Below are 12,138 nucleotides of genomic sequence, written 5' to 3'. Positions count from 1 at the left end.
CGGGGAGCTGTTACTTGTTTTTGCCCCGGGCTGCCACGGCCCAGCGGTCCGCGAGTGCGCCGTTGCTGGTCACGGCGACGTCGTCCACCAGGTTGATGGCCAGGCAGACGTGGTTGGGGACCACGCGCAGTCGACCACCGATGGGCGGCAGGGTTTGGCTGTCGGGCCACTCGACGGTGGCGTGGTGCTCCGAGAGGGCGGTGATCCGGGCGTCCGGATGGTCGATCAGCCGGCCGAAACCGCTCGCCCAGGCAGGCCGGTCACTGCCCAGGATCTTGCTGCCGGCGTCGATGATGAAGCGTGCCGGGGCATCCGGCGGAGTCTCGTGGTGGCTCACCACGGTGGCCGCAACCGTCAGCGCGATATCCTCCACGGCGCAACGGCCCAGCTCCAGCTGCTGGGCGTCGCCGAAGACGTACACGCCGGGACGCACTTCGGTGGCCTCGGATCCTTCGGTCAGAAGCGCCGTCGGGGTAGAGCCTCCGCTGCGGCGCGTCGCTTCGAATCCAGCCCCGACCAGGGATTCGGCGGCCTCCCGCAGCGCCTGCTGCTCCTGTGCGGCGGCCTCTAACGGCATCCCGGGGGCGTAGCTGTGCCCCGGGAAGGTGAACACGCCCGCTACTTGCAGGCCGGCGCGCGAGGCGGCTTCGGCAACCGCCGCCGCGGCCTCCGGGCGGACACCGCTGCGGTGGTGCCCGCTGTCGATTTCGACCAGTACGCTGATGCTCCCGGCCGCCTGCCCGAGGCTGGATCCCAACATGCTGGCCCCCGCAGCGGAGTCCACGCCGACCGCGACTTTTGCCGTTGACGCCAAGCGCCGGAGCCGCTCGGCCTTTTGTGGCGAAATCCAGAGGGGGTAGGCGATGAACATGTCGTCGATGCCTGCATCTACGAAAACTTCGGCTTCGCCGATGGTTGCCACCGTCAGTCCGACCGCTCCGGCGGCCATCTGGCGGGCGGCGATCTCGGTGATCTTGTGGGTCTTGGCGTGGGGACGGAGGGCGAGGCCCTTCGCCCGGACGGCCTCTGCCATCCGGGCGATGTTCCGTTCGAGGATGTCGACGTCGATCATGATGTCCGGGGTGTCGATCTCAGCGGGGATGGTCATGGGTGGAATTCTCCTTGCGGGCCTCCCGGGATGCCGGGCGGTCAGGTGCTTGGGTCAGGTGCTGCGGTGGTCTGCTGTTGCTGGGGCGGGCTGGTTTTGGTGGGGTTAGGGCGGGCGCGTGGCTGGCGAAGCCCGGCTACCCGGCCAGCAGGGCGAGGTAGCCCTCGAGTTGGTCGGCCAGGCCGGGATCGGCGTCGGGGCCTGCGGCCAGTGCTGCTCCGATCTGCGCCCCCAGCAGCATGTTCAGGAGCTGGCTGGCCAGAGTGGCGTCGTCGACGGCGGCACTGACGTCGCCGGCCTCCCGGGCCTCGGCGAGGTATTGCCGGATGGCAGCAAGCCACTCGTCCATGGACTGCTGGTGGATCTCCGCCTTCTGCGGGTCGTTGACAGCTTTCTGCCAGAACGGGATGACAATCCGCGCTTCGTTGATCCGTTCTTCGTCCAGGGGAAGCACCTCCAGGCAGAAGGCGCGCAGTGCCGGCAGTCCGGATTTGCCCTCGGTGACCTTGGCGACGCGCTGGTTGGTCCGGTTGAAGACGTGCCCGAACGCGAACTCCAGCAGGGTGTCCTTGGTGGGGAAGTAGGGCTTGAGGGCCCCGTTGGCGAAGCCTGCCTCCAGCGCGATCTCGCGCATCGTTGCGCCCTCGATGCCCAGCCGGGCGATGATCCGCCAGGTGGCATCCACCAGTTCCAGGCGCCGCTCGTCATGGTCAACTATCTTTGGCACCGCGGCCGCTCCCCGGAAATGTTTTTGCTCAAACTCTTGTGAGTCATCTTACGGACGCTTATTCTCTACAAGTATAGAAAATAAAAATTCCGACCAGCCACGGTCCCGGACAAAGGTCACCCATGACGCTTGCAGCAGCTGACACAGTTACCCAGTACCGCCTGGCATCAGGCGGCGAAATCACCGAGGTCCAGGCCATCCTGCGCGCCGCCGGACACCTTGGGGCTGAAAAGCGCATCGCCTACCTGGGCCTGCTGGACCCCGCCCGCGGAAGTGCCGCCCTCGGAAATTCCGACGCCGGACGTCTCGCCGGCGTGCACGCCGGCGGCGGTGCTGCCGCCGCCGTCGGGGACACCGCCCTCGTGATCCCCGCCGAGGACCGCAGGTTCCGCATTTTCCTCCATGACATTGCGGGCGGCGCGTCCACGGATGCGGTGGTTTCCGTGACGCGGGGCGAGGTGGTGTCCGCCGTCGAACTGGACACTGCCGTTACCGGCGAACTGCCGGTCCTGGAAGAGGAATTCGAAGTGGTGGAATCGCTGCTGGCCACGGATGACCGCTGGCTCAAGGCGCTGGCGGACCGCGGGCTCGACGTCGCCAAGGTCCGGGTCGCCCCGCTCTCGGCCGGTGTCTTCGAGTACCCGGAGGAAAAAGGCCGCCGCATCCTCCGCGGCCTGGCGTTTGTGCAGGACTTTAGGGAGGACAGCGCCTGGGCCCACCCCGTGGATGGGCTCGTGGCCTACGTGGATGTGGTCAGCAAGGAAGTCACCCGGGTCCTGGACCTCGGCGCCATGCCGATCCCGGCCGAGCACGGCAACTACACAGACCCCGAACTGACCGGCCCGCTCCGCACCACGCAGAAACCGATCAGCATCACCCAGCCTGAAGGTCCCAGCTTCACCGTCAGCGGCGGCAATCACGTGGAGTGGGAGAAATGGAGCCTCGACGTCGGCTTCGACGTCCGCGAAGGCGTGGTCCTGCACAACATCGCGTTCCAGGACGGCGACCGGCTGAGGCCCATCATCAACCGGGCCTCGATCGCCGAAATGGTTGTTCCGTACGGTGACCCGTCGCCCATCCGGTCCTGGCAGAACTACTTCGACACCGGCGAATACCTCGTGGGCCAGTACGCCAACTCCCTGGAGCTGGGCTGCGACTGCCTCGGCGACATCACCTACCTCAGCCCCGTCATCAGCGACGCCTTCGGCAACCCGCGCGAGATCCGCAACGGCATCTGCATGCACGAGGAGGACTGGGGGATCCTCTCCAAGCACAGCGACCTCTGGACCGGCATCAACTACACCCGCCGGAACCGCCGCCTGGTGATCTCCTTCTTCACCACCATCGGCAACTACGACTACGGCTTCTACTGGTACCTCTACCTGGACGGCACCATCGAATTCGAAGCCAAGGCAACCGGCGTCGTCTTCACCTCCGCCTTCCCCGAGGGCGGCTCGGACAACATCTCCCAGCTGGCACCCGGCCTCGGCGCACCCTTCCACCAGCACCTCTTCAGCGCCCGCCTGGACATGGCCATCGACGGCTTCACCAACCGCGTCGAGGAAGAGGACGTGGTCCGCCAGACCATCGGCGAGGGAAATGAACGGGGCAACGCCTTCTCCCGCAAGCGCACCGTGCTGGCCCGCGAATCCGATGCCGTCCGCGAGGCCGACGCCCGGGCCGGCCGAACCTGGATCATCTCCAACCCGCAGTCCCGCAACCGCCTGGGCGAGCCCGTGGGCTACAAGCTCCACGCCCAGAACCAGCCCACGCTCCTGGCGGATCCGGACTCGTCCATCGCGCGGCGGGCTGCCTTCGCCACCAAGGATGTGTGGGTCACCCGCTACGCCGACGACGAGCGCTACCCCACGGGCGACTTCGTGAACCAGCACCCCGGCGGCGCAGGGTTGCCCGCCTATGTCGCGCAGGACCGCGAAATCGACGGCCAGGACATCGTGCTCTGGCACACCTTCGGCCTGACCCACTTCCCGCGCGTCGAGGACTGGCCCATCATGCCCGTGGACACCGTGGGCTTCAAACTGCGGCCTGAGGGCTTCTTCGACCGCAGCCCCGTCCTGGACGTGCCCGCCAGCGCCGGCGGATCCAGCGCAGCGGGAGGTTGCCACAGCGACGCCGGCTCCGGCAGCTGCCACAGCTAGGAAAATCCCATGACCTTGACCCGACGGGCCCGCATTGGCGGGCCCGTCCTGCATCCTCGGGTATGCGCCGCGGTGGTGGCAGCCTCCAGTGCCGTGCACGTGTGGCTCGCCGTCCAAAACCAGCACGGTGCGTTGTTGAGTGTCCTCATGCTCGCACTCGCAGGTGTCTGCCTGCCGTGCGCCCTGCACATCTGGCGGCACAACCGGGTGGGCGCCCTGCGCAGGGTCATGGGGTGCGCCGTTTCCATGGCTGCCGTTCACGGCGTCCTGCTGCTCGGCGCAGGTTCCGGCGGCCACGCACATGCCGGAGTGCCGCCGTCGAACGTTGCAGGCCAGAACATTGCGGACGCAGCTGGCGCCGGCGGACTCCTGCTGGTCATCGCCTTGGAAATCGCGACGGCGCTGCTCGCCGCGACTCTCGTGGCGCGCCTCAGATCCGTCCCCCCACCCCGCGTAACGCGCATTTAACATTCCCGCACGACGCCCGTAACGGTGAATTGGCTACTCTGGTTCAACAAGGTTTACTAGTAGCTAACGCCAACCGGACAGGAACGTTTCGATGACGAGTGTCGCAACCCCTGCTGTATCCGCTTCACCCCTTACCGACAGAATTTCCCTGGCCGACATCGCCCGGGCCCACGATGTCCGCTTTATCCTGGCCACATTTGTGGACATGACCGGCAAGCCCTGCGCCAAACTCGTCCCCGTCGAGGCCGCCGACGAGCTCGAAGCCGGGGCCATGGGCTTCGCGGGCTACGCGGCAGGCCTCATCGGCCAGAAGCCGCAGGACGCGGACCTTATCGCGGTCCCCGACCTGGCCTCCTTCACCCCGGTCCCCTTCATCAAGGAGGGCCTGGCCATCATCCACTGCGATCCGCACGTCAACGGCCAGCCCTGGCCGTACGCGCCGCGGGTCATCCTGAAAAACACCCTCGCACGGCTCGCGGACCAGGGCATGCAGGCGAAAATCGGCGCCGAGGTTGAGTACTTCCTGGTCAACAGGAACGACGACGGGACGCTGAGTACCGCCGACGCCCGCGACGATTCGCCCCGCCCCTGCTACGACGCCCGCGGCGTCACCCGGATGTACGACCACCTCACCTCCATCTCCGAGGCGATGAACGGGCTGGGCTGGGGCAACTACGCCAACGACCACGAGGATGCTGCCGGCCAGTTCGAGCAGAACTTCAACTACGCCGACGCGCTGACCACCGCGGACCGGGTGGTCACCCTCCGCTATATCCTCAACATCCTGGCCGAGCAGCGGGGCATGACCGCCACGTTTATGCCCAAGCCGTTCACCGACCGGACCGGCACGGGCCTGCACTTCCACCTGTCCCTGTGGTCCGGCGCCGAGGCGCTGTTCCCTGGGGATGACAGTGGGGACGGCAGTGGAGCGGACGACGGCGGCCGCGGCCTTGGGCTGTCCGGCCTCGCTTATTCGTTCATCGCCGGCATCCTGGAGCACGCGCCTGCGTTGCAGGCCTTCCTGGCTCCGACGGTGAATTCGTACAAGCGCTCGGGCGCCACCACCAGTTCCTCCGGCGCCACCTGGTCGCCGCGGAAGGCGTCCTTCGGCGGCAACGACCGCACCCACATGATCCGCGTCCCGGACAACAAACGGATCGAGCTCCGCTCCGGCGACGGCTCAGCGAACCCCTACCTTGCCATCGCCACGGCCATCTCGGCCGGGCTGGACGGCGTGGAAAAGGCTGCCGACCCCGGGCTGCCGTCTGGCCCGGGTGAGTCGAAGCCCGATGCCCATCTGCTGCCGGCTACGCTGCTCCATGCTGTGGAAGCCCTGCGCCGCGATCCGGTGATCCTTGCCAGCCTTAGCGGCGATGCCGAGATCGGCAGGTACTACGCGGACGCCAAGGAAGAGGAATTCCTGAGCTGGCACAACCAGGTCAGCGACTGGGAAATCCGCACGTATTTGACGTCCATCTAGCCCGTCATCGATCGGAGAACACCGATCCGAGAACCCCTAGCAAGTAAAGGACACACCATGTGTGGAATTGCCGCGCTGCAGCTGCGCAACCCCCTGCTGCACCCCCAAATGGGCAGCCTCCTGTCTTCCATGATGTGCCAGATCGTGGACCGGGGACCGGACTCTGCCGGCCTGGCCGTCTACAACACCCCCGGCCTGGTCTCGGAAGGAACCTCCACGCTCAGCCTGCTCGGCAAGGACCAGGGCCTGCCCATCACGGAGATCCAGCTCGCCATCGCCGGCATGCTCCCATCGGACGCCGAGGCGGCCGTGCGCGTGGTGGGCGACACCACTTTGGTGAGTGCCGCCGTCGGCACCGATCTGCTGGTGAAGGTTGTCAGCGAAACCCTCCCGGCGGCGACCATCATCGGCCGCGGTGAGCATGTGGCCGTGATGAAGAGTGTTGGCCACCCGATGGACATCGCGGCCGAGCACGGGCTGGAGGCCATGGCCGGCAGCCAGGGCCTGTCCCACACCCGGATGGCCACCGAGTCCGCTGTGACGGCCGGAGGTTCGCACCCCTTCTCCGTGGCGGATGACCTCTGCCTCGTGCACAACGGCTCATTTTCCAACCACGCCACCATCCGGCGGGGCCTCCTGCGCGACGGTGTGGTGTTCGACTCCGACAACGACACGGAGGTGGGCGCCCGCTACGTCGCCTCCCGCCTGGAGCAGGGCGACACCCTCGAGGAGGCCCTGGTGAACCTGGGCAAGGTCTTCGATGGTTTCTACACCCTGGTGGTTACCACCGCGGACAGCATGGCCGTGGTCCGGGACCCGATCGCTTGCAAGCCCGCCATCATCGCCGAAACCGCCGACTACGTGGCCATGGCCTCCGAATACCGCGCCCTGGCGGCCCTGCCGGGCATCGACAACGCCCGCATCTTTGAACCGGAACCCGGAAAGGTCTACACATGGTCACTCTGACAGCACCCGAAACCAGCACCGAAGCAGCCGAGGAAGCCGTCAGCACGGAAACGGGCCCTGGCTCCTTCAGCGTGGACCTGGCCGGCAGCCCGGTCCGGGACCTGAACCAGGCCCTCCACAACGCAGCCGACGGCCAGTCCTGGACGGTCACCAGCCCTGGCGGCAAGCACAGCCTCGCCGTCGGCATCAACGCGGACGTCACGGTGACCGTCGAAGGCCATGCCGGCTACTACGCCGCCGGGATGCACCAAAAAGGCGACGTGACCATCAACGGCAATGCCGGCGTCGGACTCGCGGAAAACATCATGTCCGGCCGGGTGCACGTAACGGGCGACGCGTCCCAGTCCGCGGCCGCCACCGGCCACGGCGGCCTGGTGGTCATCGACGGGAACGCCGGGGCCCGCTGCGGCATCTCGATGAAGGGCGTGGACATTGTGGTGGGAGGCAACATCGGCCACATGTCCGCGTTTATGGCCCAGGCCGGCCGCCTGGTGGTCTGCGGCGACGCCGGCGAGGCCCTGGGCGACTCCATCTACGAGGCCCGGATCTACGTCAAGGGCACTGTGGCGTCGCTCGGCGCTGACTGCATCGAAAAGCCCCTGAAAGCCGAGCACCTGGCCGAACTCGGGGAGCTGCTGGCCGCCGCCGGCCGCAGCGACAACCCGGCCGACTTCAAGCGCTACGGCTCAGCCCGGAACCTTTACCACTTCCACGTCGACAACTCGACGTCGTACTAGGAGCCTCCCATGACCATCACCTCCGAACCGATTTACACCCAGGACCGTCCCCAGGACATCGCTGAACTGGGCCTGCGCGAGTCCGCCACGTTCGACCGCGCCACCATCGCGGACATCCAGCGGGCCGCGGCCACCGGCGTCTATGACATCCGCGGCTGGGGCGCGAAGCGCAAGGTCCCGCACTTTGACGACCTGCTGTTCCTGGGCGCCTCGATGTCCCGCTACCCGCTGGAGGGCTACCGCGAAAAGTGCGATACCGACGTCGTCCTCGGCGACCGGCACGCGAGCCGGCCCCTGCACCTGCAGACCCCGGTGACCATCGCCGGCATGAGTTTCGGCGCACTCTCCGCCAACGCGAAGGAGGCGCTGGGCCGCGGCGCATCCGAGGTGGGTACCTCCACCACCACGGGCGACGGCGGCATGACGCCTGAGGAGCGCGGCCAGTCCAAGCACCTCGTCTACCAGTACCTCCCGTCCCGCTACGGCATGAACCCGGATGACCTCCGCAAGGCCGACGCCATCGAGATCGTGCTTGGCCAGGGTGCCAAGCCCGGCGGCGGCGGCATGCTGCTGGGCCAGAAGATCACCGAACGCGTGGCCGGAATGCGCACTCTGCCGGTGGGGATCGACCAGCGCTCGGCCAGCCGGCACCCTGACTGGACGGGCCCGGACGACCTCGAGATCAAGATCGGCGAGCTGCGCGAAATCACCGATTGGAAGACGCCCATCTATGTAAAGATCGGCGCCTCCCGGCCGTACTACGACACCGCGCTTGCCGTGAAGTCCGGAGCGGACGTGGTGGTGGTGGACGGCATGCAGGGCGGCACCGCCGCGACCCAGCAGGTGTTCATCGAAAATGTCGGCATCCCCACCCTCGCCGCGATTCCGCAGGCCGTCCAGGCGCTCCAGGAACTCGGCGTCCACCGCAAGGTCCAGCTCATCGTTTCCGGCGGCATCCGCACCGGCGCCGACGTCGCCAAGGCCATGGCGCTGGGCGCGGACGCCGTGGCGATCGGCACCGCGGCGCTGATTGCCCTGGGCGACAACGATCCCCGCTACGCCGCCGAATACGCCGCCCTGGGTTCCGCAGCCGGCTTCTATGACGACTTCCAGGACGGCCGCGACCCCGCCGGCATCACCACCCAGGATCCGGAGCTCGCCTCCCGCCTGGACCCGGTGGCGGCCGGCAAGCGCCTGGCCAACTACCTGCGCGTCCTCACCATGGAAGCCCAGACCATCGCCCGGGCCTGCGGAAAGTCGCACCTGCACAACCTGGAACCCGAGGACCTCGTGGCACTCACCATCGAAGCCTCGGCCATGGCCCGCGTGCCGCTGGCCGGCACCAGCTGGATCCCCGGCGCCAAGTAAGCGCCGGAACAGGAGCGCACAATGACCGATTCCTCCGACTACGTGGTGGTCGGCGCCGGCATGGCCGGCGCCGCCACGGCGTGGCAGCTCGCGGCCCGCGGACACCAGGTCACCATCCTGGAACGCAACGTCCCGGCCAGCCACGACGCCAGCTCACACGGGTCCGCCCGGATCTTCCGCTACGCCTACCCGGACCCCTTTTATACGCACGCAGTGCAGGAGTCCAAGGCATTGTGGGATGTCCTGGCGCTGAACAGCGGCTCCGAGCTGATCACTCCTGCGGGGGCAGCTGACTTCGGCTCCGAACGAAATCCGCGGCTGCTCGCCGGAGTGCTGGCAGGGGCGGGGATCAAGCACGAGCTGCTGAGTGCGGCCGAGGCCTCGGCGCGTTGGCCGCGGATCGCCTTCGACACGGAGGTGCTCTGGCATCCGGACGCGGGAGTGATCGATGCTGAGACAGCTGTCAACGCCATGGTGGAGCAGGCGGTCAGGCACGGCGCGCGGCTGGTGACGGGGTGGCAGTTGCAGCGGGTGGACAAGACCGCGGCCGGCTACCGGCTCACCTCAGCCACAGGGGAAACGTTCGACGCCGGCAATGTGGTCATCAGCGCAGGCGGCTGGCTGCCCGGGCTGCTGGGGGAGTTGTCCCTTCCCTCGGGCTTCCTTGCCGGGCTCCCCGAAATCACGGTGCGGCAGGAGCAGGCGTTCCACTTCCGCTACAAGGATGACGACGCCGGCGCTGTTCCCGACGGTTCCTGGCCGACGTTCATCCATAAACGTGAAGACATCCAGGTCTACGGCCTGCCCGGCGGGCGCGACGCCGGCTTTGCCGGGCAGAAGGTGGCCGAGTACAACGGCGGCAGGTTCCTTCGCTCCGCCGCCGAACAGACCGGCGAAGTGGACCCCGCCAACCGCCGCCGGGTGGTGGACTACGTCCGCCGTTTCCTGCCGGGCCTGGACCCCGAGCCGTACGCCGAAACCACCTGCCTGTTCACCAATACGCCCAACGAGGACTTCGTCATCGACCGCGTGCGCAACCTCACCATCCTCTCGCCGTGTTCCGGCCACGGCGCCAAGTTCGCGCCGCTGATCGGCCGGTGGGCGGCGGACCTGGCCACCGGAGCGGCCAACGTGCCGCTCCGTTTCCGGACCGCGACGCATGCGGTCAGCGGCCGCTGACCGCATGCCTTTCACTGCACCCATCTCGAGAAACGGACGCCCGTGACTGCCCCCATCTCTTCCGCATTCCTGCCAACCCAGCCGGAAGCAGCGCAGCCGCCATCGGCTGAGCAGCCCGCCGCCACGGTGAGCGGCCTGCTCAGGGACATTGCCGACGTCGGCCGCGACAGGACCCGGGGAGGCTACTCGCGGCCGGTGTTCTCCAGGGCCGAGACGGAGCTGCGGAGCTGGTTTATAGCGGAGGCCGGGCGCCGCGGGCTGGACGTCCATACGGACCAGAACGGCATCATCTGGGCGTGGTGGGATACCGCGACAGGTACGCGGCGGAACGCGGTGGTCACCGGCAGCCACCTCGACTCTGTCCCCGGCGGCGGTGAGTACGACGGGCCGCTGGGGGTCGCCTCGGCACTGGTCGCCGTCGACCTTCTCAAGGCGCGCGGCCTCCGCCCCCGCCGCCCGCTGGCCATTGCAGTGTTCCCCGAAGAGGAAGGGTCCCGGTTCGGCGTGGCCTGCCTGGGGTCACGGCTGCTGACCGGCGAACTCGACCCGGACAAGGCCCGCCGGCTCAAGGATCCTGACGGCAACACGTATGCGGACGTCGCCGCCGCCAGCGGCCAGGACCCGCGGCTCATCGGTGCCGACTACAAGGCGCTCCAGCAGCTGGGCGTGTTTGTGGAACTGCACGTGGAACAGGGGAGGGGCCTGATCGACCTGAACCAGCCGGTGGCCATCGGGTCATCGATCCTGGGCCATGGGCGGTGGAAACTGTCGCTTACCGGCGAGGGCAACCATGCGGGCACCACGCTGATGAAGGACCGTAAAGACCCCATGATCGCGGCCGCCAAGGTCATGGTGGGCATCCGCGACACCGCCCGGAAGTACCGGGATGCTCGGGCCACCGTGGGGCGGATCCAGCCCGTCCCCGGCGGAACCAACGTGATCGCCTCCCGGGTGGACCTGTGGATCGACGTGCGGCATCCCGACGACTCCATCACGGCGGCGCTGGTGGAGGCGATCGGGCTGAACGCCCAGGTCATGGCGGCCGAGGAAGGCTGCGCCTCCAGCCTCAGCATGGAGTCCCTCAGTCCGACGGTGCGCTTTGATGCCGGGCTGCGGGACCGGCTGCAGGAGCTGCTTCCGGCCGCGCCTGTGCTGGACACCGGGGCAGGGCACGACGCCGGGGTCCTCAGTTCGCAGATCCCCACGGCGATGCTGTTCATCCGCAACCCCACGGGCGTTTCGCATTCGCCCGATGAGCTGGTGGAGGACTGGGACGCCGAGGCAGGCGCCGTTGCGCTCGCGGACTCGCTGGCAGGGCTGTTGGGCGAGGCGCGCGGCATCGGCTAGCCGCTTTTCCTTCCGCTGGCCTCCGCGGCAGCCTCAGGTCCGCACGCGGTAGTTCATCAGCACGCAGCCGCCGTCGAGCGTGCGCGACTCTGTCAGTTCGAGGCTGATCCGCCGTCCGGGGTCGCGGAAGAAGGGGACACCCGAGCCGAGCAGGACGGGATGAACGTTGAGGCTGATTTCGTCGATGGCTCCGGCTTCGAAGAGCGACCCCGCCAGGTCACCGCCGCCCATCAGGCAGATTCCCTTGCCCGGCTGCTGCTTGAGCCGGGTGACGAACCCGACGGCATCGGAGGAGATTAGCTCCACGCCTTCCGGGGCCTCGGCGAGGGTGCGGGAGAAGAGGTACGTGGTGACGGCCGGAATCCCGCTGCCTTCGTTGCTGGCGGACGCTGGCTCATCGCCCATGCCCTGGGCTGCCGCGAACTCCCAAGTCCTCCGGCCCATCAGGACGGCATCCACGGTGGACCAGTACTGGGCCATGACTTCCTCCACGTCGCGGCTGAAGTGGATCCAGTCGAAGGTGTCGTTATTGCCGGCGATGAAGCCGTCGAGGCTGCATGCCGCGCCGTAGGTCACGGTCCGCATTGGTCGTCCTTTCA

11 protein-coding genes are annotated in these 12,138 nt (G+C 67.8%); 8 read left to right on the top strand and 3 right to left on the bottom strand.

The window, feature by feature from the left end; genetic code table 11:
* Positions 1-10 precede the first annotated feature (10 nt).
* Positions 11-1,108, bottom strand: a complete 1,098-nt coding sequence (locus ABV518_RS17315; protein ID WP_367769268.1) for a D-TA family PLP-dependent enzyme — start codon at positions 1,106-1,108, stop codon at positions 11-13.
* Between the two features lie 136 nt (positions 1,109-1,244).
* Positions 1,245-1,835 carry a TetR/AcrR family transcriptional regulator gene (locus ABV518_RS17310; RefSeq protein WP_367769266.1) on the bottom strand — a complete coding sequence of 197 codons (591 nt, stop codon included), beginning with the start codon at positions 1,833-1,835 and terminating at the stop codon, positions 1,245-1,247.
* Between the two features lie 122 nt (positions 1,836-1,957).
* Here ABV518_RS17310 and ABV518_RS17305 point away from each other — a divergent pair, with 122 nt between their 5' ends.
* The 8 genes from ABV518_RS17305 to ABV518_RS17270 all read left to right on the top strand — a co-directional run bounded on the left by ABV518_RS17305 (position 1,958) and on the right by ABV518_RS17270 (position 11,539).
* Positions 1,958-3,994, top strand: a complete 2,037-nt coding sequence (locus tag ABV518_RS17305) for a primary-amine oxidase (protein WP_367769263.1) — start codon at positions 1,958-1,960, stop codon at positions 3,992-3,994.
* A 9-nt stretch (positions 3,995-4,003) separates the two neighbouring features.
* On the top strand, positions 4,004-4,462 hold the full coding sequence (locus tag ABV518_RS17300) for a hypothetical protein (protein ID WP_367769261.1): 459 nt from the start codon (positions 4,004-4,006) through the stop codon (positions 4,460-4,462).
* Between the two features lie 91 nt (positions 4,463-4,553).
* Entirely contained in the window at positions 4,554-5,942 is a 1,389-nt protein-coding gene (gene glnT, locus ABV518_RS17295) for a type III glutamate--ammonia ligase (protein ID WP_367769258.1), read from the top strand.
* Between the two features lie 57 nt (positions 5,943-5,999).
* Positions 6,000-6,908: a glutamine amidotransferase gene (locus ABV518_RS17290; protein WP_367769255.1), complete on the top strand. Its 909-nt coding sequence runs from the start codon at positions 6,000-6,002 to the stop codon at positions 6,906-6,908.
* A complete protein-coding gene (locus tag ABV518_RS17285; RefSeq protein WP_367769253.1) occupies positions 6,896-7,645 on the top strand; it encodes a protein glxC in 750 nt (249 codons plus the stop codon). Before ABV518_RS17290 ends, ABV518_RS17285 begins: the two co-directional genes overlap by 13 nt.
* Before the next feature lie 9 nt (positions 7,646-7,654).
* Positions 7,655-9,013 carry an FMN-binding glutamate synthase family protein gene (locus ABV518_RS17280; RefSeq protein ID WP_367769251.1) on the top strand — a complete coding sequence of 453 codons (1,359 nt, stop codon included), beginning with the start codon at positions 7,655-7,657 and terminating at the stop codon, positions 9,011-9,013.
* A 21-nt stretch (positions 9,014-9,034) separates the two neighbouring features.
* Positions 9,035-10,192 carry an FAD-dependent oxidoreductase gene (locus ABV518_RS17275; RefSeq protein WP_367769248.1) on the top strand — a complete coding sequence of 386 codons (1,158 nt, stop codon included), beginning with the start codon at positions 9,035-9,037 and terminating at the stop codon, positions 10,190-10,192.
* Between the two features lie 69 nt (positions 10,193-10,261).
* Entirely contained in the window at positions 10,262-11,539 is a 1,278-nt protein-coding gene (locus ABV518_RS17270) for an allantoate amidohydrolase (RefSeq protein WP_367769600.1), read from the top strand.
* A 33-nt stretch (positions 11,540-11,572) separates the two neighbouring features.
* Here ABV518_RS17270 and ABV518_RS17265 read toward each other — a convergent pair whose 3' ends face one another.
* Positions 11,573-12,124 (bottom strand): dihydrofolate reductase family protein, encoded by a 552-nt coding sequence (locus ABV518_RS17265; protein WP_367769245.1) that lies wholly within the window; start codon positions 12,122-12,124, stop codon positions 11,573-11,575.
* Positions 12,125-12,138: the final 14 nt, after the last annotated feature.

Source organism: Arthrobacter sp. HS15c, assembly GCF_040812005.1.
GTDB lineage: Bacteria > Actinomycetota > Actinomycetes > Actinomycetales > Micrococcaceae > Arthrobacter.
This window is presented reverse-complemented; position numbering and strand designations above follow the sequence as displayed.

What these genes read in the sequence shown, in the direction of transcription:
- ABV518_RS17305 (WP_367769263.1), top strand. Translation starts at nt 1,958, where the DNA reads ATGACGCTTGCAGCAGCTGACACAGTTACCCAGTACCGCCTGGCATCA.
- ABV518_RS17315 (WP_367769268.1), bottom strand. Translation starts at nt 1,108, where the DNA reads ATGACCATCCCCGCTGAGATCGACACCCCGGACATCATGATCGACGTC.
- ABV518_RS17280 (WP_367769251.1), top strand. Translation starts at nt 7,655, where the DNA reads ATGACCATCACCTCCGAACCGATTTACACCCAGGACCGTCCCCAGGAC.
- ABV518_RS17265 (WP_367769245.1), bottom strand. Translation starts at nt 12,124, where the DNA reads ATGCGGACCGTGACCTACGGCGCGGCATGCAGCCTCGACGGCTTCATC.
- ABV518_RS17300 (WP_367769261.1), top strand. Translation starts at nt 4,004, where the DNA reads ATGACCTTGACCCGACGGGCCCGCATTGGCGGGCCCGTCCTGCATCCT.
- ABV518_RS17285 (WP_367769253.1), top strand. Translation starts at nt 6,896, where the DNA reads ATGGTCACTCTGACAGCACCCGAAACCAGCACCGAAGCAGCCGAGGAA.
- ABV518_RS17275 (WP_367769248.1), top strand. Translation starts at nt 9,035, where the DNA reads ATGACCGATTCCTCCGACTACGTGGTGGTCGGCGCCGGCATGGCCGGC.
- glnT (WP_367769258.1), top strand. Translation starts at nt 4,554, where the DNA reads ATGACGAGTGTCGCAACCCCTGCTGTATCCGCTTCACCCCTTACCGAC.
- ABV518_RS17290 (WP_367769255.1), top strand. Translation starts at nt 6,000, where the DNA reads ATGTGTGGAATTGCCGCGCTGCAGCTGCGCAACCCCCTGCTGCACCCC.